This is a genomic window from Ruegeria discodermiae (assembly GCF_030758345.1).
In the GTDB taxonomy this organism is placed as follows: Bacteria; Pseudomonadota; Alphaproteobacteria; order Rhodobacterales; family Rhodobacteraceae; genus Ruegeria_C.
Genome location: NZ_JAVAMO010000008.1, coordinates 1 through 21,088 on the forward strand (window position 1 = coordinate 1; position 21,088 = coordinate 21,088).

Below are 21,088 nucleotides of genomic sequence, written 5' to 3' on the forward strand. Positions count from 1 at the left end.
GATGAGCACTTTGCAGTGGCGAGGCAAAAGAAGCCGGGCGGGTAGCGCAAGCTGGATTTTTGCTGTCATAAATAACGCGGTCGCAGCCAGCAGCGTTTTGCGCCTGCAGTGAACGGACCGCGTTGCACGCATAGCGCTTGGGCCGCATTTGCCCCTTTCCCCGGTTCGTTAGGCGATTCGTTCATAGGTCTCACGACCGAGATGAGTCATGCGGTCGAGAGCTTTGACAGCGACCTTGGTTTCGGTTGTCTGGGTCTCCAATTTTCGGCTGTGCAGCTCTGATCCATTGACTTGTTTGTAAAGCCCAATCTGGGCTTCGCCGCGCGATCTTTGGCCATAGCCAGTGGCCTTCTGCTAGCAATACGAGCGCCCTTGGCGATCATGTCGATATGGGCGTTGCGGGCGGCGCACTCCCCGGGAACGGCGTTCTTCGGAGGCGGAATGATCAGCTCGACATCCGTACCGAAAGCCTGTCAGATCGTTGCGGCGGTTGGTGTACCGTCATAAGCACCGTCTGCGATGAAACGGTGAACAGGACCGGCCACCTCGGCAAGAAGATCAGGCAATGCGCCGGGATCTCCGACATGCTCGGTTGTTAGGCGTGACGCGACGATCTCGCCGCTCTCCGGGTTGAATCCGATATGCAGTTTTCGCCATGTACTGCAAGCCTTTGGCAGCCCACGCTTCTCCCGCATCCAGTCGCGGCCACCGCGGACACGCAACCCGGTGCTGTCCACAACCAGCGTGATCGGGCCACCGGCCATGCGGATGTCAGGCGCGATCAGAAGTGTTTGCGCACGTCGGCAGAGCGTCGAGTAATCCGGCACGGGGAGATCCAGTTCCATGAGCTGCAGCAGACTGCGCGCAAAGCCCCGAGTCTGCCGAAAGGGCAGGCCGAACACCACTCGCAAGGTAAGACGCATCTTGATCGCCAGATCGGATTGTTGCTGCTGACCGCCACGCTAGTCTGAACGCGTTACGCACCATCCAGATACCGCGTTCTCGCCAAACCAGACCGTCATGTTACCACGCTGGCGGGGCGCTTCGTTGCATTCGGCCCAGTTCTTCACACGGTATTTTGCCTTCGCAAACTTATCCCGCCGCGACGCTTTGAATTTGAAAGGCATCCCAGCATCCCGCAGTCAATCCGAAGGACCAGCGACGCATCGGAAACAATTTGGGCAACGCGCTCGGTGCAAGCTCTCAACGGAATGACCGAACTTGGCCGCGCTAAGTTCGAGCGTGTCGGCTGAGCAACTGCATGGGTAATGGCGATCTGTGCTTGTTCGCTGGTCCCTGCAACAAGGCCTTTCCATCCAAAAACCTACCAGATGAAAGATCAGGGGATGTCCATTCCATCAGAGCCCAAACGCTATCCAATATGCTCGGCTCCTGAGACATTGATAGCCGCATGCGCTAAGGCACGCGGCATCTACCGAGCCGCCAACCGGGGCGTTGCGCCTGCGGGTGCGGGACATCCTTCGCCAGGTCTGCCGCGAGAATGAGGCCGACATCCTGCGCCGGCTGCTGTCATCAGACCATGTCCATATGTTCGTATCGGTGCCGCCGAAGACCGCCGTCTCGGATCTGGTGCGCAGGATGAAGGGCCGTTCGTCTCATAAGGTGCAAAGGGAGTTTCCCGCGTTGCGCAGGTGCTATTGGGGCCGTCGGTTATGTTCCGAATAGTCTGCACCATATTTACGTTGTTGGCCCTAGCCGTGATCAATCTGTTTTCATCGCCTCAGTCTCGATGTTGATACTGACTTCATCCCCCACCAGTTCGTTTGCCACGGCATAGGTCATGCCGAAGTCGCTACGTTGGATCGTAGCGGTCATCGAAAGGCCCAGAACCTGGTGCTGGTGGCCGAACGGGTAGTCCGCGACCTTGTTCAGCGTCACGTCAAGTGTCACGGGTCGCGTCACGCCGAGGATCGTCAGATCGCCGGTGACCGTGCCCGACATATCGCTGACCGGTGTGCCGCCACTCGCGACGAATGTGATTTGGGGATGTTCCGCAGTATTCAGGAAATCGCGGTTGCGCACATGTCCGTCGCGCGCTTCGTTGAACGTATTGACCGAGGCTGCATTAATTGTCACAGCGACATCGCCCAGTTCCTGGGTGTCGACGTCATACATGAAGCTGCCGTCAAGATCGGTGAAGATACCGAGCGTCTTGGCGAAGCCAATATGATCCACGGTGAAGTAGATGGCAGTGTGTTCGGGATCGAGCTTATAGCGCGCCATGTCGGCCTGCGCGGTTGCGGTGAAGGTGGCGAAGAAAGCCATCGTGGCGAGGAGGGTACGCATCATGTCATCTATCCTGTTCCGCGCGCGCCCAGAGCCTGGGCGGTCGAAAACACCGCTTTAGGGTGTTTGTGATTAAACTTCTGTATCGTGTCATATAGGGCGCCTAGGAAACAAGGCAGGTTTGAACGGATGCCGGCTGAGCAGTTGAGATGCGCAACTTGGAACGTCCACCGTGCAAAGGGAAGCGATGGCCGCGTCGATCCCGGGCGGGTTGTAGAGGCAATGGATCATGCGCTGACGCCTCTGGATTTGGATGTTCTTGCCCTGCAGGAGGCCGACGAGGAGCGCCCGCCTCACGCAGGTATCCTTGATGTGCGCGAGATAGCCGCGCGCACGAAGCTCACATACATCGACGATCCCGCTCTACGATGGGGGCCCGATAGCGACGGATTTTTGGGAACCATCCTGTTTATTTCACCGTCGCTGCGACGCATGCAGGCCGATGTGATCGATCTGCCGGGCCATTGTCATCGTGGCGCAGTGTCTTTCGAGGTAACCTCCGATAAACGCCCGGTACGGCTCATCAGCACGCATCTGTCCCTGTCGCAGCCATTGCGCATCATTCAGATGAGGGTCATTGGGCAGTATCTGCGCCGACGCCCTCCCATGCAAACCATCCTGCTGGGAGACCTGAACGAATGGCGACCCTGGGGCGGGCTGATGCTCAATCGCAGGCTGTTAGGCACAGCGCTCCGCGGTCCTGTTTGCCGCAGCTTTCCCAGCACGCGACCGATCTTGCCGCTGGATCGTATCCTGACCGACGCGCCGGGCGAGGTTAGGCAGCTGCGCGCCGTGGCATCGGCCGAGGTGGCCCGCGCCTCCGATCATCTGCCGCTGGCGGCGACGGTCACAGTTCCGTGATATGGTTGCATAGCCCGGTTGGCCATGGGCTATCCGAGGTGTCGAACGCCGCGTAGTGAGCTAGGTTAGAAAAAGAATTGAGTGAAAATGCACATGTTTCGCAATGCACCACACCTTGTCGCGCAGACGCCTGAGACCCGCAAACCGCTGGTCGATTTGCTGGGTGTTGCCGCTGTTCTGGGCGCGGTGCTGGCGCTGGCGGCGCATCTAACACTCGGCGCGGCTGTGGTGCCCCTTCTGGTGTTCGTCGGCGCCGTGACTCTGGTGGGCTATGCTATGGCGGTCAGCTATCCACACCCGGTTCTGGGCGCGTGCAACGCTATTACTCTGATGCGCATGACCATGGTCGCTTTTCTGGCCGGAGCTCTTGTTTCGCCTAGCGTATCCGTCTGGGTGGTGTTTGGCGTGGCAAGTGTGGCCTTTGCGCTGGACGGCGCTGATGGCTGGCTGGCCCGGCGGGCTGGCCTCGTGTCAGATTTCGGTGGGCGGTTCGATATGGAGACGGATGCCGCTTTGGGTGCGGCCATCTCCTTGTGGCTTCTGACCAGCGGAACCACCGGACCTGAAATCCTGATCCTCGGCTTCATGCGCTACGCCTTTGTCGGCGCATCTTTCGTCTGGCCAGCATTGCAAGCGCCCCTTCCGCAATCCTTCCGCCGCAAGACGATCTGTGTGATTCAGATCGCGACGCTGATCATGTTGATCTTTCCTCTGACGCCTCAGGCTGCCGTCACCCCAGTCATTGTGATCACAACCCTGTTGCTGAGTTGGTCGTTCTTGGTGGACATCTTTTGGCTCGCAAGGCGCGCTGCATGAGACGCGTCGCGGCACTTGCGATGGCGGCGGGGCTGATCTTTGCCGTTCTTGTCCTGCCGAACCATCCCGACGCTATGGGGTGGAATACACTGAAGCGCTGGCCGCTGGAACTGCCGCTGCTACTGCTGGGGATGGTGGCCATTGGGCGGCGCTGGGGCGCGAGTTACATCTTCGCGCTTTTGCTGCTGGTGGCCGTTGTCATCAAAGTCGCCGACTTCGCGATGTTCAGCGCCTTTGACCGGACGTTCAATCTTGTCCTCGATACCTTCCTGATAGGGGCGGGCCTGTCCCTGCTGCGCGATAGCATCGGGGGCGTGCTGACCGTGCTGGCGGTTATCGGCACTGCGGGACTGCTTGTTCTCCTCTTCCTGGCGCTTGAGCGCAGTCTGCGCGTCTGGGCCAGCCTCGCGCCCCCCCGACCGTTGCGCGCATCGGCGGCGGTGCTGGCGGTCATGGGGGCAGGCTGGGCGGCAGCGGATGTGGGGCACCACCTGGAATACTGGCGCTTTGACAAAAGCCCGCCGGGCAGCGCGTGGACCACACGCCTGACGCTCAAACGCGGGATCGAGGTAGAACAGACCGCCACCGAACTCGCCCGATTTACCGCCGAGGCGCAGGGCGATCCCTACGCTGACACCACAGGCTTTTTGAACGCGCTTGAAGGGCGGGACGTTCTACTGATCTGGATCGAAAGCTATGGACGGGCCAGTTTTGACAATCCGCTCTATGCGCCGACTCATCTGGAAACACTGCGCGAGGCCGAGGCCGAGATCGCGTGGTCAGGCATGGCGATGAAAAGCGGTTGGCTGACCTCACCCACCTCGGGCGGTCAGAGCTGGCTCGCGCATGGAACGTTAGCCAGCGGGCTTTGGACATCGGATAACGGGCGCTACAACGCAATGCTGGCCAGCGACCACAAGTGGCTGTTTCACTTCGCTCAGGATGCGGGCTATCGCACAACCGCGATCATGCCGGCGATCACGATGGCATGGCCGGAAAGCCGTGTTATGGGCTTTGATAAGATTATCCCTGCAGCGGATATCCCATATAGGGGCGCGCGCTTTCGCTGGGTCACGATGCCCGACCAGTTCACGCTGGCCACCTACCCAGCACTTCTGCCCACCGACGCGCGCCCTGATTTCGTGCAAATTGCTCTGATCTCTTCGCATGCGCCCTGGACACCGATCCCCGATATGGTCCCGTGGGAGGAGATCGGAGACGGAACGATTTTCAACGAAATGGCAGATCGCGGACCCACACCAAAGGACCTCTGGCGGGATCGGGGCGCCGTGCGCGATGCTTATCGCCAGTCGGTCGATTACACGTTGCGGGCCACGTTCTCGCATGTGGCGCGCCTTGGCGATGATGCGCCGCTGGTGATCGTCATGGGCGATCACCAGCCTGCAGGCTTTGTGGCAGGCAGCGACAACAAGGATATCGCCGCGCATATGATTGGCCCCCCCGGCCTGCTAGGCCTGATTGACCACTGGGGCTGGACCGATGGGCTCGTTCCAGCCGCCGACGGTCCGGTGCGGCGCATGGACAGTTTCCGGAATGACTTTCTCGACGCGTTCACACATGCGCGGGTTTCAAATGTGGTAAGCCAATGAAGACCCGCGTGATCAAGCTTTTGGTTTCTGTTGGCTGCCTGGCCGCGTTGCTATGGTGGACCGATGCGGCAGAGGTGCTGGCGCGGCTGCGCGGCGCAGATATCAGCTGGATCGCATTGTCCCTGCTGGCCGTCACGGCTGCCACCTTCTCGATGGCAAGCCGCTGGAAAATCACCGCCGACACATTCGGCATGCAGTTCAGCTATGCGTTTGCCCTGCGCGAATACTATCTCGCACAGTTGATCAACACGGTTCTGCCGGGCGGCGTGGCAGGTGATGTGGCGCGTGCGGTCCGGGCCCGCGGCACGGCGGACTTGGTCAGCGCCGCGCAGTCTGTGATGGCCGAACGGCTGCTTGGCCAGATCGCCATTCTCGGGCTAATGTTCGCGGGCTTTGCCATGGCGCTCTTAATGCCCAGTGGGCCTGACTGGGCTGGGTTGGGCTGGATAGTGTTGGCGGTACTTACAGGATGCGCTTTGGTGGTATGGGCCGTTTCACGGCGCGATCATGCGACAGGGCGCTTTGTCCAGATGATCCTCGGGCTGATCCACCGACCTGTCTTTCTTTTCCATGGTACAATCACAACGCTGTGCCTGATCTTCGGCTTCTATGCCTGCGCGCGCGCGACTGGCACCGTCCTCCCGGCCGAGACCTGGGCGACACTGATCCCGCTGGTTCTGTGCGCGATGATGGTCCCGCTATCGGTCGGTGGCTGGGGTTGGCGTGAAGGGGCCGCTGCGGCGCTCTTTCCGATCATCGGCGCGCCCGCTAGCGCGGGCATCGCAACCGGGATCACCTATGGTGTTGTGCTCTTCATCGCGGCACTGCCCGCCGCTGCCATCCTGTTCGCCCAGAGCTTTTCCGAAAACCTCTCAACCAAGGGGAAACCAGACTTACCATGACCCAGCCAGTTCATCTTACACGCCGCTTCTTTTTGCAAACCAGCGCTGCGGGAGTGGCCACCACGGCTGCAGGCGTGCCCGCTTTCGCGGCCACATCGGTCAATTTTCAGCTTTCGTGGCTGCATTCAGTACAATTCGGCGGCAGCTATATCGCGGTGCAAAAGGGATACTGGACAGATCAGAACCTTGATGTCTCGCTCAGTCAGGGCGGGCCCAACGCTCCGGTAGAGCCGCCGGTGGTCTCTGGCGCGGCGCTGGTCGGAATCTCTGCCGCCGACTATACCGCTGCTGCCGTCGCCGAAGGTGCTCCGTTTAAGATCATCGCCGTGGCCATGCAGAAGAACCCCTTCGCCATCGCATCGCTGGCGGACAACCCGGTGAACTCGCCCGCCGATCTTGTGGGCAGGCGGATTGGCATGGCGGTCGCCAATACTCCGGTGTTGGATGCGCTGTGCACGCTGAACAATGTCGATATCAACGATATTGAGATCGTGCCGACACAATACGACCCCGCCCCGCTGGTCAGCGGGCAGGTTGATTGCCTGCTCTGCTGGGAAACGGATCTGCCCGTTGCGATGACGGTGCAGGGGGTCGACAACACGACCATGCTTATGGCGGATCACGGCTATGCCCTTCATTCCCAAACCTATATCGCGACCGAGGACGCTCTCGCCAACCGGCGTGCCGATCTGGTTGCGCTGCTTAGAGGTGAGGTGAGGGGTTGGAATGACTATCTGGCCGACACGGATGCTGCTGCGGCGCTGACAGTCGAGATGTTCCCCGATGCGGGTCTTGACCCGCAGACGCAGAAGCTGCAGGCGGCGCGGCAAGTCCCGCTGATGTTCTCGGATCTGACAGCCGAAAAAGGCTTTGGTTGGTTCACCGAGGACACGGTGGCGGCGAACATCGAAACACTGGCCTTGCTCGGGCGCGAGGTGTCGGCGGACCTCTGGGATCGTTCGATCCTGGAAGAGGTGCATGGCTGACCCAGCGCGAGGATTGCTGCGGCATGGCCTGCGTGGACATTCATTGCGATAACATCACCAAACGATTTGGCGCAACGGAGGTGGTTGCGCCGTTTTCTGTGACGCTCGCCGCAGGGCACACCACGGCCCTCGTGGGTCCCTCGGGGTGCGGAAAGTCCACCATATTGCGGATCATTGCCGGGCTCGACACGCCTGATGGCGGGACGGTCGCGCTGGGGGGTGACCCGCCCAAGACCCTGGCCAAACGGGGCGCATTGGCCATGGCTTTTCAGGATCCGTCGCTGCTGCCCTGGCGCAGCGTGCGTGCAAACATCGCGCTTGGCGCCGAGTTGGCGCGCAAGCCGGCGGGCGATGTCGACGCGTTGATCGATCTTGTAGGGCTCAGTAGCTTTGCAGATCACCGCCCCGCAGAGCTTTCTGGCGGTATGCGCCAGCGCGCTGCAATTGCGCGCAGCCTGATCTCGGCACCCGAGGTTTTGTTACTGGACGAACCTTTCGGCGCGGTTGATGCGATGACGCGCCGACGGCTGAACGAAGAACTGCCGCCTCTTTGGCGGTCCCGGGGTGCGACTGTCGTGCTGGTCACACATTCGGTACAGGAGGCGGTGCTCTTGTCCGATCGCGTGTTGGTTCTGTCACCGCGTCCTGCCCGCCTCGTGGCGGACATACCCGTAGATCTGAGCGGCCCGCGCGAGAACACCCTTGCTCAGACGGACAAATTCGCCGCCTTGTCGCGGCGGGTCTTTGCGGCATTGGAGGAGTGCGCATGACCATGCTGCGCCCCCTGCTGTGGATGGTAGCTGTTCTGGCAGTGTGGGAATGTGCTTTGCGCGTGGCACCAGACAACCTGCTGATCAGCAGCCCGTCGGCAATTGCGGGATATGTGTCAAACAATGCCGCGTTGCTGGCCCGTGCCACGTTGGAAACCTCTGTCAACGCTGCATGGGGCTTTGTCTGGGGGAACCTTGTGGCGGTGATACTGGGCACGACGATCATCGTCTTTCCCCGGAGCGAGCGGACGCTGTCTGCCCTTTCCCTGCTTGTGTTTTGCGTGCCGCTGATCGCGAGCGGCCCCATCCTGCGTGTGTTGTTCGGACCCGGTTCAGGGCCGCAGATCACGCTCGCCGCTCTGGCAGTGTACTATACGACCCTGCTTGCGCTGCTTGTCGGCTTGCGCGCGGTGTCGCAATCGTGGACGGATCTGATGCGTATCTATGATCGGGGGCCGGTATCGACCCTTATCCGTGTACGGGCGCGGGCCAGTCTGCCCTATCTCTTTGTTGGCCTACAGATTAGCGCGCCCGCCGCATTCCTAGGCGCTATGATCGGCGAATTCACGGGCGCAGAACGCGGGCTGGGTGTGCTGACCTTGCGCGCCATGCGGGGGCTGGATACGGATGCCACTTGGGCGCTTGCGTTTTTTTCGGCGATGATCGCGATGGCCGCCTATGGCTTGATGGGTTGGCTTGGCCGGCGTTTGGTTGGATACAGGCCGGTCATTTTGTTATCCGCGCCTGCAGCACCCACACACCGGAGCGCCTGCATGCGTGTGAGCGAGATAGGGTTCATCATCGCCCTTGTGCTGATCCTGTGGCAGCTGTCGATGGACGCGTTCGACCTCAACCGCTATTTTGCGAAACGCCCCGGCGATGTATGGATCTTCCTGACGGATGCAGCAAACCGGAACACGCTTCTGTCGGCCTTAGCTGAAACTATGTCTTTTGCCGCGCCCGGATACCTTGCAGGCCTCGCCCTGGGTGCCGGGCTGGCCGCAATGCTGGTTTTGTGGCCTGCATTGAACCGAGCGGCAATGCCCGTCGCTGTTGCCCTGCGCGCCGTGCCGATCATCACGACAGCCCCTCTGCTGGTGCTCGCCTTCGGGCGCGGTCTGATCGGGACAACGGTCGTCGTTGCCGTGATGATCTTCTTCCCTACATTTGTCGCCTGCCATCAGGGTCTGCGTCAGACGCCCGGTCAGATTGTCGACCTTTTCAGAAGCTATGATGCCGGTCGCTGGCACCTGCTGCGCGCGGCGCAATTCCCAGCGATGCTGCCGGCCCTCTTCGCCTCGGCCCGCATGGCGGTTCCAGCGGCTTTGCTGGCAGTCACCACGGTGGAATGGCTTGCCACCGGCAAGGGGGTCGGCGTTCTGATGGCCATGACCGCAAGCACATCCAACTACAACATGCTGTGGTCCTGCGTCGCCATCCTCGCGGTTGTGGCCATGGCCGTCTATTCCGCCGTTGCAGCGTTGGAGCGAGCGGTTCTGCGCGTTTATGCCAGCGAGCAGCTCTCATGACCCAAGCCGTTTTCGCCATTCCCGGAGATAAGGATCGCCGCACCGGAGGTTTCATCTACGAAGCCCGCGTGCTGCGTGAACTGAACGAGATGGGCTGCACAACGATGCACCTGCAATTGCCCGACAGCTTTCCCGATCCGACAACAGCGGATATGGCAAAGGCGCTGGATGCATTGTGTTCTGTTCCGTCGGATCAGCCGATCATTCTAGATGGTCTTGTCTTCGGCGCAATTGATCCCGAGGGTCTCGCCAGGGTCCGCGCGCCAGTCATCGCGATGATCCACCATCCCCTTGGACTTGAAACCGGACTGCCCAAAGCGCGTTCAGCCTTTTTGCTGCAAAACGAAGCCGCCGCTTTGTGCCACGTCGATCACATTCTTGTTCCAAGCCCTGAAACAGCGCGTGTTCTGTGCCGCGACTTCGGCGCTGATGCACACCGGATCACCGTCGCGCCGCCCGGTTTTGACAGGCCGGTTGTTAACCGTCAGCCCGCTGACCCGCCGCTGATTCTTTCGGTCGGGCTATTGGCACCACGCAAAGGCCACGATGTCTTACTCAGCGCTTTGGGACAACTCAGCGCGCTGCGCTGGCGGGCCGAAATCGTCGGCAGAGCACACGACCCAGACTATGCCGCCGCCTTACACGAGCAAGCCCGCGCGCTGGACATCGACGAACGGGTAACTTTCTCGGGTGAGATCGAGACTGACGCCCTCACGGCCCGTTTCAACGCGGCATCGGTGTTTGCCTTGGCCACGCGCTACGAGGGCTACGGCATGGTGTTGAGCGAAGCGATGATGTACGCGCTGCCAATCGTCTCTTGCCGCGTCGGAGCCGTACCAACAACGGTTGGCAAGGCAGCGATCCTTGTTCCACCCGACAATCCCAATGCGTTGGCAGATGCCTTGCGGCGGATCATCCAGAACCCGCGCGCGGCAGAAAGACTCTCTCAATTATCAGCCCGACGGTCTGGCACGCTGCCCCGATGGCGAGACACGGCTCAGTTGTTTTTATCAACGATTGAGAGGATACGCCGCGCAGGCGTGGCCACGAAATTGTCGTAGAGTGGGCTGCTCCACTTACGAGGACATCTGACAAAGAAGATGTTACTGCCGAGGCTAAAGAACACAGCTTTTTATTCGGAAATGCACGGCGGTCAACTCATTCAATCGCCGTTGTCAAAGACGCCATTTGCCGCTGCGGCGAATGTCTTGTGTGGATGGCTCCTGCATAGCAAGACTTTTTTGAGTTGATTTGTGCGTTTGTCAGAAACAGTCGTGGGTCCGGCCTGTTTGCGCGGTGTCGACCGCGGGCCCTAATGGGTTCCGCAAACCAGGTCCCTAACGGCTTAGCGAGCTGTAACGCCCGAGACATTCGGCGGGGTGTCCTGGTTTTAGCGGCTGACTTATGCACCATCATTTCGCTGGTCTTGCTAACTCGTGTTTATTCTCTCATCAGGCCATATATGGGTTGTAAGGTGTGTTGCGTTTGAGAACGGCCCAAACGATCCGGGCCGTCTTGTTGGCCATAGCGACCGTCGCGACGCGCGCTGGTTTGCGTTCGAGCAGAAACGTTAGCCATTTGCTGGCGCGTTCAGGGTGTGATCGGGTTTGTCTGACCAGCGACTTCATCCCGACAACAAGCAGTTGTCTGATATACTGGTCTCCCATCTTGGTGATCCGCCCAAGCTTCTCCTTGCCGCCGCTGGACTTGTTCGCCGGTGTCAGCCCCAACTACGCAGCAAACTCGCGGCCATTCCTGAACTGATGCCCGTCTCCGATACTGGCGATGATGGCGGAGGCTGTGACCGCCCCGACGCCTGGGATGGTTCGTAACAACCGCACCCGCTCGTCCTCCTTAGCGACCTGCTTCAAGCGCTCTTCATACCAACGGATCCTAGTGTGGAGCGCCATGAGCTGCTCAGATAGATTACAGATCACCGCGTTGGCGACGTCAGGTAAAGTGGCGCAGCTGCTTCGGGTCGAGGGCTGGCGTGTCAACCACAAGAAGGTAGAAAGGCTATGGCGGGAGGAAGGTCTGCAGCTCCCGCAGCGGCACAAGAAGAAGCGTCGCCTCTACCACAAGGACAGCTCGATCATTCGGCTCCGACCGACGCATCCCAACCATGTCTGGAGCGTCGATTTCGTTCACGACAAGCTGAGCAATGGGCGGAGCTACAAGATGCTCACGGTTCTGGATTAATACACCCGCCAGGCGCTTGCAGTGGAAGTTCGGACCCGCATGGGCTCTGAAGATGTGCTGGAGGTTCTCTATGGGCTGTTCCTGCGCCACGGAAAGCCTGATTTCGTTCGAAGCGATAACGGCCCAGAGTTCTCTTCGCGGGCAACCCAGAGTTGGCTCGAAAAGGTCGGTGTGAACCCGATCCGGATCTACCCGGGCTCTCCCTGGGAGAACGGATACAACGAGAGGTTCAACGGAACGCTCCGCCGCGAGGTTCTCAATTCCGAATGGTTCACAACGACCAAGCAGGCACAGATCGTGATCAATTGTTGGCTCAGGCAATACAACCACACCCGACCCCATCAGGCCCTCAACATGCGCCCACCAGTCCCCGAAACTCTAGTCCGAAATGGCCCAGAACATGGGGGCTAAACAGAATGGCAAAACTTGCGTGCGCCGCAGTGGCTTGTTGAAGATGACACTTTCATCCTCGCCAATTCCGTGGACCTGAAACACGTTCTTCGCCAGATCAACGCCGATTGTTGTAACTTGCATGGGGTGGCTCCTCTCATAAGCAGATTTTGCTACCTGCACTATGGCGCATTGCGACGCCGGTTGGAGCAGGAGCCATCCACCCCATCGGCTTTGTGGGCTGCGACCGCAGCATTTCGGTTGGCTGCTGGATGTCAGCTCTGGGCCGTCCTCACTACGATGAATGCCGGTTTGTTGGCAAGATGTCGAGGATTCACAGAGGTGAGATGTGAGCCTATTCTAACCGATACTGCTTTTCAGAACCAATTTTGACACTTCATTGTGCCCATTTGGGTTGATCTCGAGCCTGGGTGGGCAGTGGCGGCATCGACCGACCGTGGTCGCCCGGCGCCAAGCAGGAAACGTATTCCATTGCGATTGTCCGGGATTCGACGTCTCCGCCCGAACACAAAGACGTGGCGGCTCGCACTCATTTTGCTGCGAGCTCTGAGTCCGGCTTTCGTCCCATGACCTGCGCAGCCATCGAGGCGCTGATGACATAGTCCCTAACGGGTCTTGCAAGCTCGAAAACGATCTCGTCTATCTCCTTCTCAGTCGCAATTTCCAAATCAATGAGGTTTTGCTTCATCTCATTTGAAAGGGCAATTTGAAGCATATTGACGACTTTCTGCTGGCCCTCGAGTGGCCAATAGGCTGATGCCTGAATGTCTGCGAAACCAGCGTCCAGCATATCCGTCGCCAGTTGACTGACGCCGTAATTTGCGTCGCCTCCGCCGACCTCGATCAGCCTCGCAAACCAAGATGACATCTGTTCGTACCATTCCGTTCGACCGTGCCTGATGTAGATTTGAGCAATCTCCTCTCCCAGAAAGATGCCTGAAGGTTTCAAAGCGTTGAGAGTTTTGCGCAGAATGTCGCCTGCATCAGATAGTTAGGATAGGACGTAACGCGTGTGGGCAAAGTCATACCGATCTGATGGGAAGGGAAAATCCTGAACCTTGGCGCAAACAAACGTGACATTTTTTAAGTCCAGTTCGGCGGCACGACGATTGGCAATTTCGATAAGGTCTGGAGATTGGTCGAAAGCTGTCACATGGCCATCCGGGACAAGGGCTTCCGCAAAGTAGCAGGCGGTATCGCCAATGCCGCAGCCTATCTCCAAGATTTCCATATCCGGGTTTGTCGGAAAGTCGGAGAGGCATCGCTTTGTTCCCGGCAAATAGACCTCGTTGAACAGTCGATAGCGTAGAAGAGTGCCAGCCTCGCTACCCAGCAGATAGGTAATTGTTTCGCTCTTCTGGGTCATCATTTTTCTGTCCTAGATCATGGCAGTAAAACTGGCTTGGACTCTATCCGGGGTCAGGACACATATCCAACAGACCAAGTTCACCGCGCGTGCAATGACGGAAAGAAACACATTCGCTAAAGCAAGTGTTGAATCCGACCCTTCTTTATAGCGGGTCGAGTGTCGATTTGTCCTGCGCTGTTTGAGTTCACGTTACTTCCGAGTGGGTATGTGCAGCGAAGGCCAGCAAAGAGGGTTGCAATTGCAGCATTTAGGTAAAGTGTCGAGTGACCGGAATGGGCCGTTGGAACTCAGTGAGATGGAGATGGATCTGCCGACAAGATGTTGCGCAAGCTCCGATGTCCGCCGTGAGCCCAGTTCCATATATCGGGTACTTAGCCAACGACCGTAAGACGCCGTTCTTGGCCCAGTTATTCTTCGATTTTGGGCGGTGCTCTGTGTAAACTATGCGCTCTAGCTGCCAACCCAACTACAACTGGAGGATTGAATGAATGATAAGAGCAGTCCAACTGAGGGAATGATAGATTATGCAGGAAATTCCCTCCCGCAGAAGCATTCGATTCAATCCCGCGCAGACGACGTTCGGGAGATGGCCGACAAGGTTTTGGCCTCATCAGACGACATTCACATTGCTGACTATGGATGTGGGACTGGGTCGAATGCGATATTGTCTGTTAATCCTGCGGTAAAATCCTTTGCAGACCGCTATCCAGATCGCTCCATCTACGTCCACCACGTCGACCAAGCGGAAAACGATTGGAATACTTTATTCGACTGTGCTGCTGGCCAAGACGGCTACGCTAACATCTCTGCAGGTGTTCGCCCTGTCGCAAGTGTGGGTAGTTTTTTCTCGATGGTCGCACCGGCATCTTCCATTGACGTTGGAACTTCGTTTGGTGCAAGCCATTGGCTCAGCAAACAGCCCGTTATCTCTTCAGCAGGCACGCTTTGGTTCGCAGATTTGCAGGGTGAAGCTCGCTTGACGCTGAAAAGGCAAGCGCAGCGAGATTGGGAAACCTTTTTGGCTTTGCGACTTCGGGAGTTACGGAGCGGCGGCAGGCTTATGGTCTCGACGCTGGGTGCCATCCCGGATGAGAGCGAAGTCAACGGAATTTGCAGCTCTGGTCGACATACCTATCGCGCGATGTACAAGGTCGCCGAAACGATGGTGAGTGACGGATTGATATCAGAGCACGCGCTTCGGGACTTCGTTATCCCAATCTGGTTTATGTCCAGGGAAGAGGCGCTTGAACCATTTCAACGCAACAAGGAATTGGAAGATGGCTTTGTGCTGGAAAGAGCGGAGGTTGCTCCGGCTCTGCAAAACCCGGAAGACATCTTCTCAGACAAAATCAAAGCACCACAAGACTACGCGGCAAGCTACAAGGGTTTTGTTCGTTCCTTTACCGAATCCACATTCAGGCAATCTTTGTTATGCGGTGAATCTGCTCATTCGGCCGAAACTCTTCTGAACGAGTTTTACGACCGTTTTGAAGCGTTCATCAAAGACGGAGAAGGCAAATACGCCTTTGAAATTTGGTTGTTGACGATTGAGCTTAGAAAACAATGAAGGGATATCGATGCCGCTCTGCTTTGAACTTACTCTTTCGCAACACTTATCTAACCAATTCGTTCAGCCCTTCTTGATATAGGAGTGTCAAAATGCGTTTTCTTGCCATACAGCACGATAGAGTTACACTCATTCACCGCGAACCTTGAGATAGGTCTCATCCATACGCCAGGATTCAGCGGCGCTGGTCTTCCTTTTCTGCGCCGCGCGAGCGGCAAAGGGTGAACACTTCACGACCCAGCGGTTCAGTGTTGCATAGTCAACCGATACGCCGCGTTCCGCCATGATCTCTTACAGATCGCGGTATGAGACACCGTAGCGCACATAGAAGTAGACCGCGTATAGGATCACCGACTTTGGCTAGCGCGCGTCTTTGAAATCGATCATCGGGCAGTCCCAAATAGTATTACAGACCAAGCACCAGCTTGATTAAACCGGGCGAAGACGCAACAGGCCGACCAAAGTTTGAGACAGAACCGACAAGCTCCAACTCCGCCATATTGCTAACCTCCCGATGGCTTCCATTCCAAAAACCGACCAGATGAAAGATCAGAGGATGTCCATTCCATCACAACCTTTTGGTGCGAAGTTGGAAAGGATCAAAGGCCCGCAATTGGGTTGGTCCGGCCGAGCCCGGAGACCGGCCTCGGTCGATTTGGCCGAATTACTCAGCTTTTAATTTCATGTCGGCCGGATCAAATGTAGTGACCTGTACGTACATTAGACCATCGCGAGTTACGTAAGCATCCGCACCTTTGTAGGGTTCTTCGAGCCAATCTGCTTCAACACGCCAGGACACATTCACGGTGTCGCCAATGGTCTTCACTTTCTCAGCAATGAAGGTCGCTCCGATAAAGCCTCCATCTTCGCGGGGCGTGCAAAACCCAGCGAACACGTCGCCAATGGCGGAACGTCCCTCAACCCAAACGCCGTTTGGGAGAATGATCAAGACTTCTTCTGGGTACTGTGCCATAAGGCGGCCCCAGTCGCATGCATTCAATGCGTCAATGTGTTCGAACGTCACCCGCTCTGCGTTTGGCTGCATAACCAGCGGCGGCAGTTCTTTTGTGTGACCGTCAGCCAAAACAGATGTGCCCAAAGCCACAACTAGAGCAGCCGACCCAAGTGCAGTCAATTTCATGGTTTCCTCCCATTTTACTCATGAGTTTACCAAAACATGAACGCCTCCAACGACAAGCACTGTAGATTGCCGTATATCACCTCAGGTCTCATTATTCAGCGATGGCGTCGCTCGCGGAGGAAGCAAGCATTCGTTCAAAGTGCAGCATCCACCAACTTGTTTCTATCCCGATCTATGCAACACGGTCGCGTCGAAGTGTTAACCCAACCGAACGTGAATTCCGAACGTTGTCATGATCTTAAATTGCGGCGATGAAGGAGGTTACCGTGATCTTACCGAAGCCAGGACGCGACGTAAGAGTTCGACAATTCGCCGCGATCTAACCAACCAACAAGAAACCTTGCAACAGATTCGCCGCCGGCATGTTTGATACGTCGTCCTCAAGGATGCCTTTTGTGCGCTGACTAGGCACCCGGGCAACGCTTGATCATCTGCGGCCCGGGGACTGCTCTGGTGGATGTACATCCCCTGCACTCCTCTCTGGTGGATTTTGGGGGTGGAAATCATCTTTGCCCAGAAAAACAGACCGGAGGTTACATCACGTCACTCTCTGTGACGGGGAATCCTTGAAGCGTGGCGCAGGCTTGAACGGTCCGCTGCGCGTGTTCCGCGCTTGAGGCCAACTAAAATGTCGCTGGGAGGAAAATATGCGATTTAACTACCTGACATCTATATCCGTGGCCGCGCTCTTGGCTGCCGGGGCTGCCCAAGCTGAACCGCTTAAGGTCGGCGTCCTCGCAACGCTCGAAGGCACATATACGGTTCTTGGCGAAGATGGCGTTCGCGGCTTGAAAACAGCACTGGCGGAGTGGAAAGACACCGCTGGAGGGCGCGAGATCGAACTGGTGATCGGCTCGACCGATGCCAGCCCTGACAGCGCGGTTCGAGCGGCGCGCAAGCTGGTGGAACAGGATGGCGTTGAAATTGTGATCGGGCCGCTGTCAGGCTCGGAAGGCATCGCAATCCGGGACTATTCCAAGACGCAACCCGGTGTCACCTTCTTGAACGGGATTTCCGGCGCACAGGAAACGACCTATGTGACCCCATCGGACAATTTCTTCCGCTTCAATACGGATGGCGCGCAGTGGTCGACCGGTCTGGGTGACTATGTCTTTAACGAAAAAGGCTATGAAACCGTCGCCACGGTGGGTGAGGACTATTCCTTTATCTACACGCAGGTCTTTGGCTTTGCGCTGGAATATTGCGCTGCAGGTGGTGAGATTACAGAGCGCTTTTGGGTTCCGCTGGGAACCAAAGACTTTGGTTCAATCATCGCGGCATTGCCGGACGATGTGGATGCGATCTATCTTGGCCTTGGCGGCGGCGATGCCGTCAACTTCCTGAACCAGTATCAGCAGGCTGGTGGTGAAGCGAACCTGATCGGCGGGTCGATCATGGTGGATGGCACCGTTCTTTCGTCAAAAGGGTCGGCAAAAGACGCGCTGATTGGCGTCCCTTCATCAGGTCCGCAAGCAGATACATGGGACGACGAGAAGTGGCAGACCTATGTAAAATCCTATCAAGACACCTTCCCGCCGGATCAGCGTTTTCCCAGCCCATCGCTACTAGCGACCGGGTACTACAACGCGACCACTGCGGCGATGTCCTGCCTTGAACAGGTGGAGGGCGATCTGAGCGATGGTCAGGCGGCTTTCCGCAGTTGCCTAACCGACCTGACGCTTGAAGCGCCCAATGGGACGATCAAGCTGGATCAAAACCGGCAGGCAATCGGGTCGAACTTTGTCACCGAAGTTGTCGAACTGGATGATGGGACACTGGCCAACAAGCTGGTCAAAAAGGTCGATGACGTGAACCAAACTCTCGGCATCGAACCCGAGAAATTTGCATCGATCGGGCTGCCCAGTCGCGACGTTCCGGTCTGCAAGAAGTCATATTGAGCAGATTTGAATCTGGGTTCGAGCCTTGGTTGGCCCGGACCCTCTGCTTTTAACTATCCTCATGCACACCTCAATCCCGGGGAGGGACAGTCATTGGCTCTGATCGACTACCTGAACCGGGTGCATTTTGCCGATAACATTCTGGAAGATGCATTATGGGCCGAACTGGATCAGCGGCGTGCCACGAGACTGTGTCTTCTTTCCAACGACGAAAGCCACGAAGGTGAATTGGGCGAGCGCATCCGTGCGGGTCTGCCGCAAGGGTTGCGCATCAGTGAGTTTCGTACCAGTGGCACGGTCCCGACCGAGGCCGAAGCGCAGCAGGTCGCGGCATTTTATGAAAACGAAAACTGTGGTCTGATACTAGCTTACGGGCGTGGGTACTGCATCAATCTGGCCAAAGCGGTGCGCATTCTTGTGAGCCATGATCGGCCCTTAGCCAAGTTTGCCGACTCATTAGGTGGCGCCGTAGGTATCAAGTGCACCCTGCCTGATCTGATCGCTGTCCCTGCTCTGCAAGGCTTTTCAACGGGATTCAACGGCTTGCTTTCTGTCTTTTTGAACGAAGGCGCAATGATCGACATAGCCAGTCGCAGCCTGCTGCCGACGGTTACGATAGGCGATCCGACCATCGCACTTCAGGATCCGATTGAGGTACAGGCAAGCGCCGGGATCAGCGCGGTGACCTTATGTGTCGAGGCACTGCTTTCGCCCAACTACAACCCGCCCGCACATGGCATTGCTCTTGATGGCCTGACCCGCGGCTTGCAGGCACTGCAATCCGTTTCAGACACAGCCGATCTCGAAATCTGCCGCGAGTTGATGGCGGCCTGTATGAACGCTGCTATGGTCCAGTTGAAGGGATTGGGGCTTGCCCACGCGATCACCAGTTCCCTCTGCGCGACCTCGCAACTTCCGCTGGACAAAGGCGCGATTAAGGGCTTGCTGCTGCCGGAAATCCTGTGTGCGTACAATAGGATTGATCCGGCCGCTTGTTTGCCCTTGGGAAAAGCCCTTGGGGTAGCGCGCGCAGGCGATGTGGTGGACACCATCGCCTCAGCCTTCGAAGGTTTTCCATTTCCCTCTCGATTGTCCGAAATGGGAATAACTGCTGAACATGTCGGCGAATGCGCGGAGCGAGCGTCACGACACCGCGCCATGGCCAACAGCCCATGCCATCTTGCAGCCGCAGATATCCTCAAGATCCTGAATTCCATCTACTAGTCACCGGAGACATCCATGAAACCCCTACTCATCGACGGCGAGTGGATCACGACGAGCGCCAGCATCGAAAACATCAACCCATCTGATTTGGGCGATGTTGTGGATGTTTATGCCGAGGCCGGTGTCGCGGAAACGCAGGCCGCGACAGATGCAGCCAAACGGGCGCTCCCAAACTGGGCGCATTCCACGCCCCAACAACGCCACGATATCCTGAAGGCCACATCGGACGAAATACTGGCCCGAAAGGCGGAATTGGGAGAATTGCTGGCGCGTGAAGAGGGCAAAACCCTGCCAGAGGGGATCGGTGAAACCGTGCGCGCGGCGCAAATCTTTGACTTCTTCGCAGGCGAGGCCTTGCGCTTGGCTGGAGAAACGCTCCCGTCCGTTCGCCCTAGCGTTGGTGTCGATGTTACGCGCGAGCCAGTGGGCGTGGTGGGCATCATTGCGCCTTGGAACTTCCCCATCGCGATACCCGCATGGAAGATTGCTCCGGCGCTTTGTTACGGCAACACAGTAGTGTTCAAACCGGCGGAGCTGGTGCCCGGCTGTTCCTGGGCACTGGCCGAAATTCTCGATCGTGCTGGCGTTCCGGCAGGTGTCTTCAATCTGGTCATTGGTCCCGGACGGGTGGTGGGCCAAGCCATGTTGGACAGCCCTGACATTGACGCGATTACCTTTACCGGCTCGGTTGCTACCGGTCATCACGTTGCCAATGCCTGCATCGCGCAAATGCGTAAATTCCAACTGGAAATGGGCGGCAAAAACCCATTGGTGGTGCTGGATGATACGGACCTGGAAGTAGCGCTGGATTGTGCCCTGAACGGAGCGTTTTATTCCACCGGCCAGCGCTGTACTGCTTCGTCTCGCCTGATCGTGACTGAGGGTATTCACAACCGTTTCGTCGAGGAATTGGCCGAACGCACCCGCAATTTGCAGGTCGGACACGCGCTGCGGGAAGATACTCAGATCGGTCCGGTGGTGGATGAGACACAACTCAAACAAGATCTCGATTACATCCAGATCGGTATTTCACAGGGCGGAAATCTGCGTGCGGGTGGCGGTCTGGTTGAACGGGATACCAAAGGTCACTTCATTCAACCGGCATTGATAACTGACACAACCAACGACATGCGGATCAATCGGGAAGAGGTGTTCGGGCCGGTCGCCTCCGTGATCAGAGTAAAGGATTACGACGAAGCTCTTCACGTGGCAAACGACACCGAATTTGGTTTGTCATCAGGCATTTGCACGACATCGCTGAAACATGCCACGCATTTCAAGCGCAACGCTCAGGCTGGTATGGTCATGGTCAATCTGCCAACGGCAGGGGTCGACTATCACGTCCCGTTTGGTGGCACCAAAAGCTCTTCTTACGGGGCTCGTGAACAGGGCAGTTACGCGCGCGAATTCTTCACCACGGTGAAGACCGCGTACACGCTCGCCTAGGGCACGAGAACGATACCGAAATTAATGCATACATAACCGACAGTCTCTTTAT

The 21,088-nt window shown here is 57.6% G+C and carries 17 protein-coding genes and 6 pseudogenes; 15 read left to right on the forward strand and 8 right to left on the reverse strand.

Translation table 11 applies throughout. From position 1 onward, the window contains the following. Positions 1–473: 473 nt before the first annotated feature. Positions 474–950 (reverse strand): annotated as a pseudogene (locus tag Q5Y75_RS16670) (transposase); the annotation flags it as partial. A 511-nt stretch (positions 951–1,461) separates the two neighbouring features. On the opposite strand from Q5Y75_RS16670, the pseudogene tnpA reads away from it, so the two are divergent. After that, positions 1,462–1,671, forward strand: a pseudogene (gene tnpA / locus Q5Y75_RS16675) (IS200/IS605 family transposase); the annotation flags it as partial. 51 nt (positions 1,672–1,722) lie between these two features. On the opposite strand, the gene Q5Y75_RS16680 reads toward tnpA, so the two are convergent. Then, positions 1,723–2,310, reverse strand: a complete 588-nt coding sequence (locus Q5Y75_RS16680; RefSeq protein WP_306199504.1) for a YceI family protein — start codon at positions 2,308–2,310, stop codon at positions 1,723–1,725. 126 nt (positions 2,311–2,436) lie between these two features. Between Q5Y75_RS16680 and Q5Y75_RS16685 the strand changes: the two genes are divergently transcribed. The 8 genes from Q5Y75_RS16685 (at position 2,437) to Q5Y75_RS16720 (ending at position 10,842) form a co-directional block, all read left to right on the forward strand. After that, positions 2,437–3,168 (forward strand): endonuclease/exonuclease/phosphatase family protein, encoded by a 732-nt coding sequence (locus Q5Y75_RS16685; RefSeq protein WP_306199506.1) that lies wholly within the window; start codon positions 2,437–2,439, stop codon positions 3,166–3,168. Positions 3,169–3,261: 93 nt separating this feature from the next. After that, positions 3,262–3,984, forward strand: coding sequence for a CDP-alcohol phosphatidyltransferase family protein (locus Q5Y75_RS16690; protein ID WP_306199508.1), 723 nt, complete (start codon positions 3,262–3,264; stop codon positions 3,982–3,984). Beyond that, the gene (locus tag Q5Y75_RS16695; RefSeq protein WP_306199510.1) at positions 3,981–5,594 is read left to right on the forward strand and encodes a sulfatase-like hydrolase/transferase; all 1,614 of its coding nucleotides are present in this window, start codon (positions 3,981–3,983) and stop codon (positions 5,592–5,594) included. The genes Q5Y75_RS16690 and Q5Y75_RS16695 overlap by 4 nt, the downstream gene beginning before the upstream one ends. Next, positions 5,591–6,496: a lysylphosphatidylglycerol synthase transmembrane domain-containing protein gene (locus tag Q5Y75_RS16700; protein ID WP_306199512.1), complete on the forward strand. Its 906-nt coding sequence runs from the start codon at positions 5,591–5,593 to the stop codon at positions 6,494–6,496. The genes Q5Y75_RS16695 and Q5Y75_RS16700 overlap by 4 nt, the downstream gene beginning before the upstream one ends. Further along, positions 6,493–7,482, forward strand: a complete 990-nt coding sequence (locus tag Q5Y75_RS16705; protein ID WP_306199514.1) for an ABC transporter substrate-binding protein — start codon at positions 6,493–6,495, stop codon at positions 7,480–7,482. The genes Q5Y75_RS16700 and Q5Y75_RS16705 overlap by 4 nt, the downstream gene beginning before the upstream one ends. A gap of 23 nt (positions 7,483–7,505) precedes the next feature. Beyond that, positions 7,506–8,252, forward strand: coding sequence for an ABC transporter ATP-binding protein (locus Q5Y75_RS16710; protein WP_306199516.1), 747 nt, complete (start codon positions 7,506–7,508; stop codon positions 8,250–8,252). Continuing rightward, the gene (locus Q5Y75_RS16715) at positions 8,249–9,781 is read left to right on the forward strand and encodes an ABC transporter permease (protein WP_306199517.1); all 1,533 of its coding nucleotides are present in this window, start codon (positions 8,249–8,251) and stop codon (positions 9,779–9,781) included. The genes Q5Y75_RS16710 and Q5Y75_RS16715 overlap by 4 nt, the downstream gene beginning before the upstream one ends. Continuing rightward, a complete protein-coding gene (locus tag Q5Y75_RS16720) occupies positions 9,778–10,842 on the forward strand; it encodes a glycosyltransferase family 4 protein (RefSeq protein WP_306199519.1) in 1,065 nt (354 codons plus the stop codon). Before Q5Y75_RS16715 ends, Q5Y75_RS16720 begins: the two co-directional genes overlap by 4 nt. Before the next feature lie 390 nt (positions 10,843–11,232). Here the strand turns inward: Q5Y75_RS16720 and Q5Y75_RS16725 are convergent. Beyond that, a pseudogene (locus Q5Y75_RS16725) lies at positions 11,233–11,592 on the reverse strand (transposase); the annotation flags it as partial. 97 nt (positions 11,593–11,689) lie between these two features. On the opposite strand from Q5Y75_RS16725, the gene Q5Y75_RS16730 reads away from it, so the two are divergent. Both Q5Y75_RS16730 and Q5Y75_RS16735 read left to right on the forward strand, forming a co-directional pair. Next, positions 11,690–11,980, forward strand: a complete 291-nt coding sequence (locus Q5Y75_RS16730) for an IS3 family transposase (RefSeq protein WP_306199520.1) — start codon at positions 11,690–11,692, stop codon at positions 11,978–11,980. A 12-nt stretch (positions 11,981–11,992) separates the two neighbouring features. Next, positions 11,993–12,391, forward strand: a pseudogene (locus Q5Y75_RS16735) (integrase core domain-containing protein); the annotation flags it as partial. A gap of 3 nt (positions 12,392–12,394) precedes the next feature. Here Q5Y75_RS16735 and Q5Y75_RS28650 read toward each other — a convergent pair. The 3 genes and pseudogenes from Q5Y75_RS28650 to Q5Y75_RS16750 all read right to left on the reverse strand — a co-directional run. Next, positions 12,395–12,514 (reverse strand): annotated as a pseudogene (locus Q5Y75_RS28650) (IS110 family transposase); the annotation flags it as partial. Between the two features lie 406 nt (positions 12,515–12,920). Then, positions 12,921–13,259, reverse strand: coding sequence for a hypothetical protein (locus Q5Y75_RS16745; RefSeq protein WP_306199521.1), 339 nt, complete (start codon positions 13,257–13,259; stop codon positions 12,921–12,923). A gap of 123 nt (positions 13,260–13,382) precedes the next feature. Further along, a complete protein-coding gene (locus Q5Y75_RS16750; RefSeq protein ID WP_306199523.1) occupies positions 13,383–13,760 on the reverse strand; it encodes a class I SAM-dependent methyltransferase in 378 nt (125 codons plus the stop codon). 484 nt (positions 13,761–14,244) lie between these two features. Here Q5Y75_RS16750 and Q5Y75_RS16755 point away from each other — a divergent pair, with 484 nt between their 5' ends. Beyond that, on the forward strand, positions 14,245–15,327 hold the full coding sequence (locus Q5Y75_RS16755) for a class I SAM-dependent methyltransferase (protein ID WP_306199525.1): 1,083 nt from the start codon (positions 14,245–14,247) through the stop codon (positions 15,325–15,327). A 135-nt stretch (positions 15,328–15,462) separates the two neighbouring features. On the opposite strand, the pseudogene Q5Y75_RS16760 reads toward Q5Y75_RS16755, so the two are convergent. After that, positions 15,463–15,678 (reverse strand): annotated as a pseudogene (locus Q5Y75_RS16760) (IS6 family transposase); the annotation flags it as partial. A 313-nt stretch (positions 15,679–15,991) separates the two neighbouring features. Continuing rightward, the gene (locus tag Q5Y75_RS16765; RefSeq protein WP_306199527.1) at positions 15,992–16,468 is read right to left on the reverse strand and encodes a nuclear transport factor 2 family protein; all 477 of its coding nucleotides are present in this window, start codon (positions 16,466–16,468) and stop codon (positions 15,992–15,994) included. Between the two features lie 647 nt (positions 16,469–17,115). Between Q5Y75_RS16765 and Q5Y75_RS16770 the strand changes: the two genes are divergently transcribed. The 3 genes from Q5Y75_RS16770 to Q5Y75_RS16780 all read left to right on the forward strand — a co-directional run bounded on the left by Q5Y75_RS16770 (position 17,116) and on the right by Q5Y75_RS16780 (position 21,036). After that, entirely contained in the window at positions 17,116–18,366 is a 1,251-nt protein-coding gene (locus Q5Y75_RS16770; RefSeq protein ID WP_306199529.1) for an ABC transporter substrate-binding protein, read from the forward strand. A 93-nt stretch (positions 18,367–18,459) separates the two neighbouring features. Further along, complete coding sequence (locus Q5Y75_RS16775) at positions 18,460–19,590, forward strand: iron-containing alcohol dehydrogenase (protein WP_306199532.1); 1,131 nt, start codon at positions 18,460–18,462, stop codon at positions 19,588–19,590. 15 nt (positions 19,591–19,605) lie between these two features. Further along, complete coding sequence (locus tag Q5Y75_RS16780; RefSeq protein WP_306199533.1) at positions 19,606–21,036, forward strand: aldehyde dehydrogenase family protein; 1,431 nt, start codon at positions 19,606–19,608, stop codon at positions 21,034–21,036. The last annotated feature ends 52 nt before the right edge of the window (positions 21,037–21,088 follow it).